The 15,002-nt window shown below is 63.3% G+C and carries 15 protein-coding genes; 11 read left to right on the top strand and 4 right to left on the bottom strand.

Annotation, left to right across the window (positions count from 1 at the left end):
- Nucleotide 1 precedes the first annotated feature (1 nt).
- Nucleotides 2-766, bottom strand: a complete 765-nt coding sequence (gene mddA, locus CQ14_RS36760; RefSeq protein WP_057862637.1) for a methanethiol S-methyltransferase — start codon at nucleotides 764-766, stop codon at nucleotides 2-4.
- Nucleotides 767-863: 97 nt separating this feature from the next.
- Here mddA and CQ14_RS36755 point away from each other — a divergent pair, with 97 nt between their 5' ends.
- The 9 genes from CQ14_RS36755 (at nucleotide 864) to CQ14_RS36715 (ending at nucleotide 11,097) form a co-directional block, all read left to right on the top strand.
- On the top strand, nucleotides 864-2,399 hold the full coding sequence (locus CQ14_RS36755) for a bifunctional AfsR/SARP family transcriptional regulator/alpha/beta hydrolase (RefSeq protein WP_057862636.1): 1,536 nt from the start codon (nucleotides 864-866) through the stop codon (nucleotides 2,397-2,399).
- A 394-nt stretch (nucleotides 2,400-2,793) separates the two neighbouring features.
- Nucleotides 2,794-4,203, top strand: a complete 1,410-nt coding sequence (leuC, locus tag CQ14_RS36750) for a 3-isopropylmalate dehydratase large subunit (protein WP_057862635.1) — start codon at nucleotides 2,794-2,796, stop codon at nucleotides 4,201-4,203.
- Between the two features lies 1 nt (nucleotide 4,204).
- On the top strand, nucleotides 4,205-4,852 hold the full coding sequence (gene leuD / locus CQ14_RS36745; protein WP_057862634.1) for a 3-isopropylmalate dehydratase small subunit: 648 nt from the start codon (nucleotides 4,205-4,207) through the stop codon (nucleotides 4,850-4,852).
- Nucleotides 4,849-5,988 (top strand): 3-isopropylmalate dehydrogenase, encoded by a 1,140-nt coding sequence (gene leuB / locus CQ14_RS36740; protein WP_057862633.1) that lies wholly within the window; start codon nucleotides 4,849-4,851, stop codon nucleotides 5,986-5,988. The genes leuD and leuB overlap by 4 nt, the downstream gene beginning before the upstream one ends.
- Nucleotides 5,988-7,034: an ABC transporter substrate-binding protein gene (locus CQ14_RS36735; protein WP_057862632.1), complete on the top strand. Its 1,047-nt coding sequence runs from the start codon at nucleotides 5,988-5,990 to the stop codon at nucleotides 7,032-7,034. The genes leuB and CQ14_RS36735 overlap by 1 nt, the downstream gene beginning before the upstream one ends.
- A complete protein-coding gene (locus CQ14_RS36730; RefSeq protein WP_057862631.1) occupies nucleotides 7,031-7,864 on the top strand; it encodes an ABC transporter ATP-binding protein in 834 nt (277 codons plus the stop codon). The genes CQ14_RS36735 and CQ14_RS36730 overlap by 4 nt, the downstream gene beginning before the upstream one ends.
- On the top strand, nucleotides 7,861-8,733 hold the full coding sequence (locus CQ14_RS36725) for an ABC transporter permease (RefSeq protein ID WP_057862630.1): 873 nt from the start codon (nucleotides 7,861-7,863) through the stop codon (nucleotides 8,731-8,733). The genes CQ14_RS36730 and CQ14_RS36725 overlap by 4 nt, the downstream gene beginning before the upstream one ends.
- Nucleotides 8,734-8,971: 238 nt before the next feature.
- Nucleotides 8,972-9,748, top strand: coding sequence for an outer membrane protein (locus tag CQ14_RS36720; protein ID WP_347337182.1), 777 nt, complete (start codon nucleotides 8,972-8,974; stop codon nucleotides 9,746-9,748).
- Nucleotides 9,749-9,888: 140 nt separating this feature from the next.
- Nucleotides 9,889-11,097 (top strand): FAD-dependent oxidoreductase, encoded by a 1,209-nt coding sequence (locus CQ14_RS36715; RefSeq protein ID WP_082650194.1) that lies wholly within the window; start codon nucleotides 9,889-9,891, stop codon nucleotides 11,095-11,097.
- A gap of 77 nt (nucleotides 11,098-11,174) precedes the next feature.
- Here CQ14_RS36715 and CQ14_RS36710 read toward each other — a convergent pair whose 3' ends face one another.
- Nucleotides 11,175-11,903, bottom strand: a complete 729-nt coding sequence (locus CQ14_RS36710) for an outer membrane protein (RefSeq protein WP_057862628.1) — start codon at nucleotides 11,901-11,903, stop codon at nucleotides 11,175-11,177.
- Between the two features lie 606 nt (nucleotides 11,904-12,509).
- On the opposite strand from CQ14_RS36710, the gene CQ14_RS36705 reads away from it, so the two are divergent.
- On the top strand, nucleotides 12,510-13,274 hold the full coding sequence (locus tag CQ14_RS36705; protein WP_057862627.1) for an outer membrane protein: 765 nt from the start codon (nucleotides 12,510-12,512) through the stop codon (nucleotides 13,272-13,274).
- Between the two features lie 92 nt (nucleotides 13,275-13,366).
- Here the strand turns inward: CQ14_RS36705 and CQ14_RS36700 are convergent, their stop codons facing one another.
- Nucleotides 13,367-14,137, bottom strand: a complete 771-nt coding sequence (locus CQ14_RS36700) for an SDR family NAD(P)-dependent oxidoreductase (protein ID WP_057862626.1) — start codon at nucleotides 14,135-14,137, stop codon at nucleotides 13,367-13,369.
- A 166-nt stretch (nucleotides 14,138-14,303) separates the two neighbouring features.
- On the bottom strand, nucleotides 14,304-14,489 hold the full coding sequence (locus CQ14_RS36695) for a hypothetical protein (protein ID WP_057862625.1): 186 nt from the start codon (nucleotides 14,487-14,489) through the stop codon (nucleotides 14,304-14,306).
- Between the two features lie 234 nt (nucleotides 14,490-14,723).
- Here CQ14_RS36695 and CQ14_RS36690 point away from each other — a divergent pair.
- On the top strand, nucleotides 14,724-15,002 hold a 279-nt coding region (locus CQ14_RS36690), incomplete at its 3' end, for a hypothetical protein (RefSeq protein WP_199805712.1).

Raw genomic sequence — 15,002 nt, 5'->3', positions numbered from 1 at the left:
CTCAGCCTCCGCGGCGTGTCTCTGGAGCGATGGCGCCACTGCCGAAGAGACGCGGTATCAGCATCGGAACGCGTCGGCGATAATGCTCGTAGCTCGCGCCGAACTCCGCAACCAGGTCTCTTTCCTCGAGCCTGACGCCGGCAAGGATGTAGGCGGTATTCATCACGGCGAACAGCAGATGCCCGGCCGTCATGTGTGGCGTCGCCCAGAAGGCGAGCAGGAGACCCAGCATCAGCGGGTGACGCACCAGGCGATACAGGAGCGGCGTCTTGAACGCTTGCGCACGATCGGCTGCTCCGCGCAGCGCGTCGACGACCTGACGCAATCCGAACAGCTCGAAATGGTCGATCTGGAACGTCGAAGCCAGCGCGGTCAGCCAGCCCATCCAGAAGATCGCCGTGAGCGTTGCTGCCGGCCAACCCTCGACACGCCAGATTGTCGGGGCGATCGGGCGCCATTGCCAGAAGATCAGGATAAGCAGCAGGCTCGAGATCAGCACATAGGTGCTGCGCTCACAGGACGTCGGGATAATGCGCGTCCACCAGCGCTTGAAGGCTGGACGCGCCATGACGCTGTGCTGGATCGCGAATAGGCAGAGCAAAATCACGTCGATCAGGACCGCTTGCGCCCGCCCGCTTTCCGGTCCGACGTCGATCGTTTTCGGGACAAGAAAATTGCCGAGGAAGGCCGGCGTGTAGGCAAATGAAAGAGAGAAGATAAGATAGCTCGCGAGGCCATAGATGAGGGCGGCAGCGCGTCCGGTCATTGCGTTTCTCCAAGAGGTGACGGTGCAACGCCGCCGGTGCTATCATCGCAGCGTCCCCTGAGCGTCCCCGGACGCCATCATCGAAGATCGCACCGCCATGGCTTCGTTCAGCGTCCGGACACTCGGATTTCCGGAGGTTCGTTGTGATGACCGCCCGTGCCCGTTGGCGCTGCGCAAGGGCCTTGCGCTGCTGGTCTATCTGGCTGAAGCGGGGGGCCCGGTCGGGCGCGATGCGATTGCGACCATGCTGTGGCCGGAAAGCCCTGCGGAGGTGGTAAAGGCACGGCTGCGTCGGCTGCTGCATCGCCTTCAGCTTGCGCTCGGCGATATCCTCGCATCCGACAGATCCACGGTCCGGTTGTCGGCGGCGATCGATCTGGAGATCGATTCACATAGGTTTGAAGAGGCTTGCGACCGCGGCGAGTTCGAGCGCGCCTGTCGTCTCTATCAAGCTGACTTCCTCGACGGCTTCTCGCCTGGCGACTGTCCGCAATTCGACGAGTGGGCGTTCTTTCGCAAGGAGGCCTTGCGCGGCCGCGCGATCCAGGCGCTCGAGCGGGTGGTGCAGGAGAAGCAGGCGGCTGGCGACCATGCGTCAGCCGCCGCGCATGCCGGCCGTCTGGTTGCGCTCGATCCGCTCAGCGAAATCTACGCACGCCACCTCATCCGCAATCTCATCCTGGGCGGTGATCGGGCCGGGGCCGAGCGCCAGCTCGAAGCGCTGACACAGCGTTTGCGCGACGATCTCGATGTGGCGCCCGAAGCCGAGACGAACGCGCTGCTCGAGGCCGACTCCGCGGAGCCGCCGCCGACGCAATATGTCAGCGGCGGCAGCGTGCATCTCGCGTTCCAGACCTACGGCAGAGGTAAGACCGACATTCTGATGCTGCCCGGCTTCGTGTCCCATGTTGAACGGGTCTGGGAGGACGCAAGGTGCCGGGCCTTCCTTTCCTCGCTTGCAGCGATTGGTCGTCTCATCCTGCTCGATCGCCGTGGCGTCGGTCTGTCCGATCGGGTCGGGTTCAGCCCCAGCGTGGAGGCAACTGCGCAGGACATCCGCACCGTGCTTGATGCCGCAGACTCGCGCCGGGTGGTGCTGTTCGGCGCATCCGAAGGCGGACCGGCCTGCATCAGGTTCGCAGCTGATCATCCCGACCGCGTTGCCGGGCTGATCCTGTTCGCTTCACTCGCGAAGGGAAGTTCTGCACCCGACTATCCGCATGCGTTGCACGCCGGTCAGTATGCCTCGTGGCTGCAGCAGCTCGTTTCAGCCTGGGGCGGACCTGCCGGAATCGAGACGTTCGCGCCGAGTCTCGCCGGCGATGCCAAAGCGAGAGCCTGGTGGGCCGGCCTGCTTCGTGCGGCCTCAAGCCCCGGCGCGATCAGGGGCGTGCTGGAGGCCTTGCGCGATACGGATGTACGGCATCTTCTGGGGCGGATTGCCGTTCCGACGCTGGTGCTCCACCGCCGCGGCGACCGCGCCGTCCGCATCGGCGCCGGGAGACATCTCGCCGACCACATCCCGCAGGCGCGATTCATCGAACTCGACGGCGCCGATCACTGGGCCTTCGCCGGCGATCGGCAAGCGGTGCTTGATAGCATCAGGCAGTTCGTCGGCGGTCTCACGGGCTGATGGGCTGATGGCTACCAGCATCAGGGATAGCCGACCTTCGGCGCGGTTAAGGACCATATTCAAATCACTCCAATCGGACGAGGTCAGCCGTGGGGGCTTTCTGAAGGTTACCCAGATCAAAGTGGGCATCAGCCCATCGAAAGGTAAGCGACAATAGGCGACCACTCGCATCATCGATTAACGCGCCGGCGCGAGCCGTTGAGACGTTCCACTGAAGACAGCTCTCGACCTAACGGCATGGCGCCCGAGCCAAATCAGACATTGGCCCAATGGCTCCAATGTGTTTTGATCGTCGGAAGCGAGTTCGGGCAAAGACCTGAATAGCAAGCCGTGCAAAACGGCGGTGGCGGTGCAACAACCTGCCATAGAAGAAGAAAAACGGGAGGTTACGGCAGTGCAAACGCCCGCCCGAACCCTGCTGGCCAAGATCTGGGACCAGCACGTTATCGCGCGCATCAGCGACGACACCGATCTGCTGCACGTGGACCGTCATCTGCTGCACGATCTGGGCGGCTCGCGCGGCCTGCTCGATCTCAGGAATCGCAATCTGCCGGTGCACAATCCGGAACTGACGTTCGCCACGCCGGACCACGCGATTTCGACGGCGCGCGGCCGGGCCGGCACCAGCAAGGTCGGGCAGGAGCTTCTGGCGGGCCTGCGGACGGAGACGTCGGCGACCGGCATCCGGATGTTCGATGTCGATGAGCCGGGGCAGGGCATCGTCCATGTCATCGGGCCCGAACTTGGCCTCAGCCTTCCCGGCTGCCTGATCGTCTGCGGCGACAGCCACACCTGCACCCATGGCGGGCTGGGGGCGCTGGCGTTCGGCATCGGCTCCAGCGAGTTGACCCATGTGCTCGCGACGCAGGCGCTGATTCAGCGGCGGCCAAAAACAATGCGGGTGCGGTTCGAAGGCCGGCTGCCGGTTGGCGTCACGGCCAAGGATCTCATCCTCGCTTTGATCGGGCATATCGGCGCCGCCGCCGGCACCGGCTACGCGGTTGAGTATGCCGGGAGCGCCATTCGCGATCTCCCGATCGAGGGGCGGCTCACCATCTGCAATCTGTCGATCGAACTCGGCGCCAAAATGGGCCTGATCGCACCCGACGAGAAAACTTTCGAATATCTGCGCGGGCGGCCCTATGCGCCGGAGGGCGAGATGTGGGAGCAGGCGGTTGCTGCCTGGCGACAACTGCCGAGCGATCCCGATGCGCTGTTCGACCGCGAAGTCGTCATCGATGTCGAAAAAATCATTCCGCAGGTCACCTGGGGCATCAGTCCGGAACATGTCATCGGCGTCGATGGCCGCGTGCCCGATCCGAGCGAGGTCACTGACCACGCGCGGCGCGCCGCGATCGAAACGGCGCTCGACTATATGGGGCTGATACCGGGCGCGCCGATTGCCGGCACACCGGTCGATTGGGTCTTCATCGGTTCCTGCACCAACAGCCGGCTCAGCGATCTGCGGGCGGCGGCCGAGATCGCGCGCGGCCGCAAGGTCGCCGCTGGCGTCCGTGCCTGGGTCGTGCCGGGTTCGGAGACCGTCAAGCGCGATGCGGTTGCCGAAGGGCTGGACAAGGTCTTTACCGATGCCGGCTTCGAATGGCGCGAGCCGGGATGCTCGATGTGTCTTGCCGCCAACGGTGAAGTCGTCGCGCCCGGTCAGCGTTCGGTCTCCACCTCGAACCGCAACTTTGTCGGCCGCCAGGGCCCGCGGGCGCGCACTCATCTGGCAAGCCCCGCGAGCGCGGCTGCCGCCGCCATCGCAGGCGCCATCGCCGACGTGCGAACGATGGGGAGCTGACATGCCGAAACCATTCAACACCCTGACGGCGATTGCCGCGCCCATCATGCGCGGCAATATCGATACCGACGTTATCATCCGCATCGAGCGGCTGGTCGGAAACTCCATTCGCGGAACGCTCGGCAAGTGGGCGTTCGGCGCGCTTCGCTATCTGCCTGACGGCTCGGAAAACCCGGAGTTCATCCTGAACCGTGAGCCCTATCGGCAGGCCGAAATCCTCATTACCGGCCCGAATTTCGGCTGCGGCTCCTCGCGTGAAGGCGCGGTGTGGTCGTTGCAGGAGATGGGCATCCGCGCCGTCATCGGCTCGAGCTTTGGCGACATCTTCTTTGCCAATTGCTTCCAGAACGGCATCCTGCCTGTTGTCGTCGACAAGGAGATCGTCGATGGCCTGGCCGCCGAGGTGCAGCAGACGCAGGGGGCCGGACGTATCAGCATTGACCTGCAGCAGCAGACGATCATCTCGCCGTCGGGACAGCGACACGAATTTGCAATCGATCCACGCCGGCGCGCCGGGCTGCTGGAAGGTCTCGACGAAGTCGCGCTGACATTGCAGCGCGATGACGAGATCCGCGCCTTTCAGGCGGCCGACCGGGCCGAGCGGCCCTGGATTCATTTGGCAAAAAAAGCGGTAGGCAATCACGCATGAACAATCTGTCCAATATGATGAAGGTCGCCGTGGTCGGCGGCGAGGGGATTGGTCCTGAAGTAACCGCGCAGTCGCAGCGGGTGCTGAATTGGTTTGCCGTCAAGCGCGGCGTCCCCATGACCTTGCGCGAAGCGCAATACGGCATCATTCCCTATCTCGCGACCGGCAAGGTGATGCCGCCTGACACCGTGGAGGCGATGGAGGAGGCCGATGCGATCTTGTGGGGCGCGACCGGCGGCCCCGAGACCAAGGAAGTCCCCGCAGCGGCGCGCAAGGCGGGTAGCCTGCTCGGCCTGCGCAGCAAGTACGATCTCTACGCCAATCTCAGGCCGATCGTCGCCCATCCGGCGCTTTCGGATTCGGCGCCGCTCAAGGCCAGCGTGCTCACGGGCGTCGATTTCGTCATCATCCGCGAACTGACCAGCGGCATCTACTTCGGCGAGCCGCGCGGCATCGAGACGCTCGCCGACGGCCAGCGCCGTGGCTTCAACACCGAGCAATACACGACCGATCAGATTCGCCGCGTCGTGCGTGCCGCTTTCGAGCTGGCGCGGACGCGGAGGAACAAGGTCTGTTCGGTCGACAAGGCCAACGTGCTCGAGACCAGCGTGGTGTGGCGCGAAGAGGTCATTGCCCTGCACGCCGCGGAATTTTCCGATGTCGAGCTCACGCATATGTATGTCGACAATGCCGCGATGCAGATCGTGCGGGAGCCCAGGCAATTCGACGTGATGGTCACCGGCAATATCTTCGGCGACATCCTGTCCGATTGCGCGGCGATGGCGTCCGGCTCGCTCGGCATGCTGCCGTCGGCCTCGTTGGGTCCGGTCGACAGGTTCGGCCGGCGCAAGGCGCTTTACGAGCCGGTGCATGGCAGCGCGCCCGATATTGCAGGCAGGGGCATTGCCAACCCGCTGGGCTCGATCCTCAGCGTCGCCATGATGCTCCGCATGACGATGAACCGGCCTGAGGATGCGGACCTGCTGGAAAAGGCCGTGGCCAGTGCCTTGTCCGGCGGCGCGCGAACCGCCGACATTGCGGAAGCGGGAGCAAAGCGACTTTCAACGCAGGAAATGGGCGACGCGGTGCTGAACGCGCTGGATAACGTCGCGGCCAGGGAAAAGGAGCGCGCGTGATGGCATATTTCACCAGACGTTCGGCGCTGAAGATCGTGGCGGCCGGCGGCGCCGCGATCGCCTCTGGCAGGGCGTGGGCCCAGGACAAGACCGGCCGCGTGATCTATCCCGTCGCGGTGCCGGTCTATCAGACGCAATTCGTCGCCGACAGGTTGGGATACTTCAAGGAGGCTGGCCTCGACTGCAAGCTGATCCAGGGCGGCAGCGGCGTCAAGACGCGCGAAATCATCGCCTCCGCACAGGGCGACATCGGCATCGGCGATATCACGCATCCGATGCAGCTCTCCAACCGCGGCCGCAATGGACGCGTGCTGATGCCGGTCGATACCCGCTCCTCATCTGTCATGTTCATCATCCGTAGGGATCTATGGGATCAGGGCATCACCACGCTGGAGAAATTGACGGAGTGGAAACGGCCCGATGGGCGCAAGCCGATCGTCTCGGTGTCGTCGCTGGGCGGCACCAACCACGTCTGGTCGTCCTACTACATGGAGACGATGGGGCTCGACCAGAAAGTCACGTGGATCGGCACCGGCAATGTCGACACCATGCTGGGTTCGCTGAAGACCAAACAGGTCGACGTCCTCGTCAGTTCGCTGTCGCTACTCAACGACTCGAAGGAGCAGGGCTGGGGCACGCTGTTGTTCGACGGCACCGACGAGACGATCTGGAACAAGTATATCGGCGGCAAGGTGCCGGTGACGGCGCATTTCACGCTGCAGGCGACCATCGACAAGGACCCGGCCAAGATGCAGGCCTTCGTCACCGCGATCTGGCGCGCGACGCAATGGATCAAGACGCACTCGCCCGACGAAATCCACGACACGATCGAGCCCTATGTCGGCAGCACCTCGCGTGCGGCCAACATCCTCGAGATCACCGCGTTGCAGAAGGTCACCGACTATGATGCGTCGATCGATGCTGCGGCTTTCGCCCGCGGCGAGAAGGTCTGGTTCCGGGAAATGACCGGCATCAAGCCGCTGACGCCGGCCGGCCTGGTCAGCCCGAGCTTTATCGAGGCGGCGCGAAAGGCGTATCCGGCTTGAACGTCCAGAGCCTTTCCGCTGATCTGTCGGATGGACAATCCAGTGTCCGGCGCATCGACGTCAGGGGACTAAGCAAAACGTTTCAGCTCGCCGGGACCGCGATCGAGGCGGTGCGGGATGTTTCCTTCGGTGTCCGCCGCGGCGAGTTCGTAGCACTTCTGGGGCCGTCCGGCTCCGGCAAGAGCACCGTTCTCAACATGATCGCGACATTGATCAAGCCGACCAGCGGCCAGATCCTGATTGACGGCGTACCGGTCGTCGCGGGCAAGGCGACGCCCAATGTCGGTTACATCTTCCAGCGCGATACGCTGTTTCCCTGGCGCACGGTTGCCGACAATATCGGTTACGGCCTGGAGCTGGCGGGCATTCCCGAGGCGGAGCGCAAGGAGCGCATCGCGGCCTGCGTGGCGCAGGCGGGCCTGCAGGGCTTCGAACACGCTTTTCCGTCGGCGCTATCGGGCGGCATGCGCCAGCGGGCGGCGCTGATGCGGACGCTGGTGGTGGAGCCGCAGATCCTGCTGATGGATGAGCCGTTCGGCGCGCTCGATACCCACACCAAGATCGACATGCATGAGGTGCTGCTCAGGATCTGGGAGCGCGAGCAGCAAACCGTTCTGTTCGTGACGCACGACCTCGGCGAGGCCCTCACGCTGGCCGACCGTATCATCCTGTTCTCGGCGCGCCCCGGCCGGATCAAGGACATGTTCGAGGTAGACTTTGCGCGGCCGCGCGATGCGGTCAAGGTGCGTGAGACGCCGCGCTATGCCGAGCTGTTCCAGCACATCTGGCACTCGCTCGGCGAGGAGTTCGTCAAGGGACGCAACCCATGAGGACACGTCGCATCGGCAATACACTGGCCTGGCAGATTTTTATCTGCGCAGCCGTGCTGGCGATCTGGCAATGGGGATATGACCTCCATGCCGTCGTCCCGTGGCTGGTCCCCGATCTGCTCGATCCCTATTTCGTGTCGAAGCCCTCGCAGATCTTTGAGCACTTCCTGATCCTGAGCTGCCTCAAATCCAAGGCCGGCGTGTTCAACGGCTGGTTCAACGGCGACTTTGCCAAGTGCATGGTGCGCAACGAGAACAACCTCTGGATCGCGACCGCGATCACGCTGAAGAACACGTTCTTCGGCTTTGTCACGGGGGTGTCGAGCGGCTTCGTCGCAGGGCTTATTCTCGGGCGTTCGGACCGGCTCAGCGCGATCTTCCAGCCTTTCATTACGGCGGTGAATTCGATACCCCGGATCGCGCTGGCGCCGATCATCGTGCTGGCGTTCGGGATCGGCGACACCTCCAAGATCGTGACCTCGTGGATCGTGGTGGTGTTCCTGGTGTTCTTCAATACGTTCGAGGGCGCCCGTTCGATCGACGAAGGCTTTATCAACGCTGCGCGGCTGCTGGGAGCGAGCGAATGGCAGATCACCCGCACCGTCGTGATCCCCTCGACCATGGCCTGGGTATTTGCCTCGCTCTCGCCGGCGATCTCCTTTGCATTGATCGGCGTCATCGTTGGCGAATTCATCGGCGCGGAGCGCGGGATCGGCCGGCTCATCATCGAGTCCGAGGCACGGGCGGAAGCCTCGGGGATGATGGTCGCGGTGATCGTGTTGATGCTGGTGGGGGTGGCGCTTTCGGCCGTGATCTGGCGGTTGCAGGCGCATCTGCTGCGCTGGCAGCAACACAATATGGTCGAGTAAGCTTGGCATCTGCCGATGCGAGGGTGAACGATGAAGGTGCGCTGCTGCATCGTCGGCGGTGGGCCGGGCGAGCAACTGCCCACGCCTGCCACGCCGGATTCTTGAAGCGGCGGATGCGATTGAGTGTCTGCCGCTCTGCAATGAATGGGTGGTAAGCATTTCGTCAATCATGTTCCTTGACGGGTTGGTGAACATTCTCGTGCTGTTGTGCTTCCGGGGAAAATTCGGGGGTGCAATCGTGTTCGACTCAAAATTCATGGCCGCATTGGCATTCACTTCGGCGTTGGGAGCCGGCGCGGCTTCTGCTGCCGACTTTGGGACGCTGCCCTTTGCCAAGGCGCCGGCCTACGTCGCTTCCATTTACAACTGGAGCGGCTTTTATGTCGGCGGCCATTTGGGCGGGTCCTGGACCAACCAGAATTGGACGAATACTGCGAACAACAGCGGTTTCGGCGATCTCATTCCAGGCCAGGGTTTCGGCCAGCGCGGATCCGGCGTTTTTGGCGGTGGCCAGATGGGTTACAACTGGCAGGCCGGCAACTACGTGTTCGGCCTCGAAGGCACGGCTTCCGGCTTGGCCAACAGCGGTACCCTTGCCAACACCGTGTTCGGGGCCAGGGACGATGTGTTCAGCTGGCGGATCAACTGGATGGCGACCATTACCGGACGGTTCGGCTACGCCGTGACGAATAATTTGTTCTACGTGAAGGCCGGCTATGCCGGCGTCAACAATCGCCTGGCGGTGTCTGATACCGTTCCGGCAGTTGTGGGTTCGGGTTCTGCGACCCGGTGGCACGACGGCTGGACCGTCGGTGCGGGCTGGGAATACGGACTTACCCAGAACTGGATTGTCGGCCTCGAATATGACTATTCGGCGTTCCAGACCAAGAGCTATCAGCTCGCCGGAGCGGCAGCCCCGCTCGTCTATTCGTTCGATGCAAGGCCCCGCGATATTCAGTCCGCGGTTGCCCGCGTGAGCTACAAATTCGGCGCTCCGCCGTTCCCGACGTACTGACTCGGAATACCGATATTCAAAAGCCCCGGCTTCGGCCGGGGCTTTTTCGTTTGCCGGCCCACGCGCAGGCGCAGGAGCGCGTGAACTGCACGATGCCGCCCAAATCCGCTAGGATGATTCTGACACGGTGAGGGCGCTCGATGAAAGTACGTTGCTGCATCGTCGGTGGTGGGCCCGCGGGCATGATGCTTGGCTATTTGCTCGGACGCGCCGGCATCGATGTGGTGGTGCTGGAAAAGCATGCCGACTTCTTCCGCGATTTTCGCGGCGACACCGTGCATCCATCTACACTGCAGCTGATGGACGAGCTTGGGCTGATCGACGGCTTCCTGAAGCTGCCGCATCAGCGCCTGCAGAAGATGGAAGGCATGTTCGGAGGAGAGCAGGTGCGGATCGCCGATCTGAGCCGGCTCCACGTCAAATATCCTTTCATCGCCTTCATGCCGCAGTGGGACTTTCTCAACTTCCTGCGCGAGAGCGGCAAGCGGTTCGCGTCGCTCAAGGTGATGATGTCGGCCGAAGCGGTCGATCTGCTTCGTGACGGCGAGCGCATCACGGGCGTCAGGGCGAGGACGCCGGATGGCGTGATCGATATCGAGGCGGATCTCACCATTGCCTGCGACGGCCGCCATTCACTGCTGCGTGAGCGCGCGGGCCTTGCGGTCGAGGAAATCGGCGCGCCGATGGACGTGTTGTGGTTTCGCGCCGGCAAGCGCGAGAACGAAAGCGAGAACCTGTTCGCGCGGGTCGAGCCCGGCAAGATGATGGTGACCTTCGACCGCGGCGACTATTGGCAATGCGCGTTCGTCATTCCCAAGGGGCAGCATGATGCGGTGAAGGCGAGGGGACTGCCCGCGCTGCTCGACGAGGTCGGGCGGATGGCGCCGATCCTCAAATCCGGGCTTGCCGAGGTGAAGAGCTGGGATGACGTGAAGCTGCTGACCGTCGCGGTCAACCGGTTGCCGCGCTGGACGCGGCCAGGGCTGTTGTGCATCGGCGACGCTGCGCACGCGATGTCGCCGATCGGCGGCGTCGGCGTCAACCTCGCGGTGCAGGATGCGGTCGCGACCGCCAACCTGCTGGCATCGAAGCTGGTGAGCGGCTGTCCATCGGAGGAGGAACTCGACGCGGTGCGCCGGCGCCGCGCGTTTCCGGTGCGGATGACGCAGCGCATGCAGGTGGTCGTGCAGAACAACATCGTCAACGCGGCGCTGAAGCCGGGGAACCAGCTGCTGAAGGTTCCCTTCGTGATGCGGCTGGTCACCGCGCTGCCCTGGTTGCAGGGCATCACGGCGCGGTTTGTGGGCCTGGGGGTGCGGCCCGAGCATGTGCAGTCGCCGGGCGGCTAGTTGGCGTCCGATCAAGCAACAAAAAGCCCCGGACGATGCCGGGGCTTTGAGCTGTTGAAGGGTATCAGGTCGCCGGATCAGTACTTGGCGACGACCGGACCGCCGAAGCGATAGCTGATACCGCCACGCACCGTGTGGAACACCGGATCGTGTTCATACGTGAAGCCCGGGAACGAGAAGGTGGAGGCGTTCCGGAAGCTGCCGAAATCGGTGTAGCGATACTCGAGGCGGGCCGACCAGTTCGGAGTGAAGCCGTATTCCCAGCCTGCGCCCACGGTCCAGCCGGTGCGGGTGGTGGAGACGGTTTCAAACAGGGTGTTCGCGAACACGTAGGTGTGGTCCATATCCGCCCAGGCCGCACCACCGGTCACGTAGAGCAGCGAGTTGTTGAAGGCCACACCGAGGCGGCCGCGGATCGAGGCTTGGGTATCGATCCGGAAGTCCGTGCCGTTGAGGTTTGCCAGGCGATAACCGCCCTTGATGTCGGCGCCTTCAACGTCGCCTTCGAGACCGAAGACGAACTGACCGAACTGCCAGTTGTAGCCGATGTGAGCGCCGCCAACGAAGCCATCAGCGTTGAAGCCCCGGGTGAAGCCGGTGGGCAGGCCCGTTGCGGTGACGAACTCGGTGGTGCGGTTGTCGCCCCAGGCGTAACCGACCTGTCCACCGATGTAGAAGCCGGTCCAGTTGTAGACGGCCGCAACGGGCACCGGAGCCTTGGTGTACGGACGGGCGGCCAGATCCGCGGCCGAGGCGCTGACAGTGCCGACGACCAAGGCAGCAGCAGCGATAGCGAATTTTTTCATAATTTTCCCCAGTTCCAGACAAGTAACGTGAACCAACGTATGCTGTCGTACATATCTCAGGAGTGGCACCAAGGCTGTCACCTGCACGCCACAGTCGCAGACCTTCGACACGTTGGTACCAAGCCATCGCCGAATGGCGGCCGATATTCGGTTGAGAAGGGGGCAAAACGCCGGAATTTCGATGATTTTCCCGCCCGGACGACGCGTGGAGGGCGATCCTCATCCAAGCTGATTACGAGTGATGCTTAAATAACTCTAATGGGCCGAGACGCTTGCCATAGCATGTTACCGGTCGTCAACGCGGTGAGCGAGGAAACACCCTGTGTGCTTGGGGCCGGCCCCTCGTCCATAGCCGTGCCTGCCGACGAATCGGGACGAGGAAGCCCCGTCTGCTCGCCGGGGCTTTTTTCTTTTCGAACCCAGTAGCTCGGCAACGTGGTCATCCGGCCACAGAGACATTCAAGAGTCTTCTTCCATATGTCGAACGCCGTGCATTGCGCGCGGCTTGTGGTGATCGGGTGACAGCCAAAGGGCAGGAACCCGATTAGAACTGGTCAGCTTTTCAGACTTTCGATGTCACTGGTAAGTTCGTTAGAGGAAGAAAACATGAAGAAGCTTGTACTCGCGGCTTCCATTCTTGCCGCCAGCGCCATGAGCGCGTCTGCCGCCGATCTCGCCGCGCGGCCCTACACCAAGGCGCCGGCACCGGCCGTGGTGGCCTATGACTGGAGCGGGTTTTATGTCGGTCTTCATGCCGGCTACGCCTCGAGCGATCCCCGTTTCGATTTTGCAACCATCGGTCACTACAATAACGCGGTAGGAGACAGCTTCGGCTTCAACGCCAATGGCTTCATGGGTGGCGGCCACGCCGGCTACAACTGGCAAGCCAGCAACTTCGTATTCGGTCTCGAAGGGTCGATCTCGTACACCGATCTGACGGGCAGGGCGATCAGCCCGTTCTTCCCGGCCAGCGATACTTTCCGTACCAAGCAGGAATGGATCGCGACCGTCACGCCGAGGCTCGGCGTCACCAGCGGTGCGTGGCTGTTCTACGTCAAGGGCGGCGTGGCATTCACGGAGCTCCGCACCCGCATCCAGGATCTGGCTGACTACAATGAGCGCAGCGAAAGCAAAACTGGCTGGACCGTCGGTGGCGGTGTCGAATGGATGGTGGCGCCCAACTGGATCGTCGGCGTTGAAGGCAACTATTATGATTTCGGCCACTGCTGCGGGGGTCTTTCATTCAACAGATCCCTTGCGACCAACGCCGTGCTCGCCAGCAACTCCAATCACAGCACGCGCTTCGACGACTGGTCGGTGCTCGGTCGCGTGAGCTACAAGTTCGGCAATCCCGTCGTCGCCAAGTACTGACCTAGGTACAGATATTGAGACAAAAAGCCCCGGCTTCCAGCCGGGGCTTTTCTGTATGCGGGCAAGGGAGCCTGACTTTCTCCGTTATCTGGCTATCCCATGATCGAATATCCGCCATCGACGGGAATGGCCGTGCCCGTGAGGAAATCCGAGGCGGGCGAGGCGAGGAACACGGCGATGCCGGCAAAGTCGCCGATCGCGCCCCAGCGTGCCGCAGGTGTGCGCGCCAGCACGCGATCGTGCAGGCCGTCGATCTCCTGGCGGGCACGCTTGGTGAGATCGGTGTCGATCCAGCCCGGCAGCACGGCGTTGGCCTGGATGTTGTCCGCCGCCCAGGCGCAGGCACAGGACCGCGTGAACTGCACGATGCCGCCCTTGCTCGCGGCATAGGCCGGCGTGAAGCTGGCGCCGAAGATCGACATCATCGAGCCGATATTGATGATCTTGCCGCCGCCCGCCGCCTTCATCGCGGGATAGACCGCCTGCGAGCACAGGAAGGCGCTGGTGAGGTTGGTTTGGATCACGCTGTTCCACTCGGCAATGTCGAGCGCATGCGGCGGCTTGCGAATGTTGATGCCGGCATTGTTGACGAGGATATCGATCCGGCCGAGCTCGCGCACGACACGCTCGGCCATCGCGGCGACCGCTGCCTTGTCGGTGACGTCGGCTGCAACCGCAATCGCCCTGGCGCCGCTCTGCGCCAGCTCCGCGACCGCGTCGGCCGACTTGGCCTCGTTGCGGCCGACGATGGCGATCGCTGCGCCCGCCTGTGCGAGGCCGCGGGCCATGCCGAGCCCGATGCCGCCATTGCCACCGGTGACGATGGCTACCTTGCCGGTGAGGTCGAAGAGTTTTGTTGTCATTGCCTACTCCCTTCCTTGTCATGCCCGGGCATAGCCGTCCGAGGGGACGGCTTCCGCTTGCCTATGTCCCGGGCATCCACGTCTTCCTTGCCGCCGATGTTTAAAGACGTGGATGGCCGGGACAAGCCCGGCCATGACGGCGAGAAGCACACATGCGGCACCAAATCTAGCGGTTGCCTTGCCAGATCAGGAGCAGGCCGACGGCGCCGAGCACCGCGCCATAGCCGGCCCATTGCAGTTGATTGATCATGAAGCTCGATGCCGGCCACGGAATCACGCCGGTGCCCTGACCGATCCACAGAAGGCCGATGGCAAGCGCCAGAAAGCCGATGATCGAAAGCGATCTGGCCATGACTGTTCTCCCTGAATGGCCGTTCTCCACGATTGCTGTCGCGGTCGCTACGCGCCGCGAGGTCTATCGTACGTTCTGATCGTGCATCCTCATGGACCGCCGCAGGAAACCGTTGCCGCTGGCGGCCGTAGCTTCCGATCGAATAGAAAGCCGGCCGGCTCCGCAAGGCCGGAAGTCGCGGCGCGATCTCAAGGGACATCATGAACCGCCGAACCGTCATTCTCACGCTCGCGCTTGCCCCCAGCATTGGTCCTGGGCGTCTATGCGTTGTGGCCGAGGAACGCGGATCTGCGCCGCTTCGAGCCGGCTGAGATCGCCCGGCTGGAGACGGCGATGTGGCGCGACTATTACCAGAAGCGCTGTGGCGCGCTGTTCTACGATCTCTACGAGCTGTCGCGAACGCAGTTCGGCTTCGCGCCGCTCGACAGCGTACGGATCGCCTGGGGCGCGGCACGGGCCGCGAAAGCGTTTCAGCCGACGCGCTCCCGCGCGGCGGCCAACGCCGCGCTGCCG

The organism is Bradyrhizobium lablabi (assembly GCF_001440475.1).
In the GTDB taxonomy this organism is placed as follows: Bacteria; Pseudomonadota; Alphaproteobacteria; order Rhizobiales; family Xanthobacteraceae; genus Bradyrhizobium; species Bradyrhizobium lablabi.
This window is presented reverse-complemented; position numbering and strand designations above follow the sequence as displayed.

Coding starts and splice junctions, on each gene's coding strand:
- mddA (WP_057862637.1), bottom strand. CDS start 766: ATGACCGGACGCGCTGCCGCCCTCATCTATGGCCTCGCGAGCTATCTT.
- CQ14_RS36755 (WP_057862636.1), top strand. CDS start 864: ATGGCTTCGTTCAGCGTCCGGACACTCGGATTTCCGGAGGTTCGTTGT.
- leuD (WP_057862634.1), top strand. CDS start 4,205: ATGCCGAAACCATTCAACACCCTGACGGCGATTGCCGCGCCCATCATG.
- leuB (WP_057862633.1), top strand. CDS start 4,849: ATGAACAATCTGTCCAATATGATGAAGGTCGCCGTGGTCGGCGGCGAG.
- CQ14_RS36735 (WP_057862632.1), top strand. CDS start 5,988: ATGGCATATTTCACCAGACGTTCGGCGCTGAAGATCGTGGCGGCCGGC.
- CQ14_RS36725 (WP_057862630.1), top strand. CDS start 7,861: ATGAGGACACGTCGCATCGGCAATACACTGGCCTGGCAGATTTTTATC.
- CQ14_RS36715 (WP_082650194.1), top strand. CDS start 9,889: ATGAAAGTACGTTGCTGCATCGTCGGTGGTGGGCCCGCGGGCATGATG.
- CQ14_RS36710 (WP_057862628.1), bottom strand. CDS start 11,903: ATGAAAAAATTCGCTATCGCTGCTGCTGCCTTGGTCGTCGGCACTGTC.
- CQ14_RS36705 (WP_057862627.1), top strand. CDS start 12,510: ATGAAGAAGCTTGTACTCGCGGCTTCCATTCTTGCCGCCAGCGCCATG.
- CQ14_RS36700 (WP_057862626.1), bottom strand. CDS start 14,137: ATGACAACAAAACTCTTCGACCTCACCGGCAAGGTAGCCATCGTCACC.
- CQ14_RS36695 (WP_057862625.1), bottom strand. CDS start 14,489: ATGGCCAGATCGCTTTCGATCATCGGCTTTCTGGCGCTTGCCATCGGC.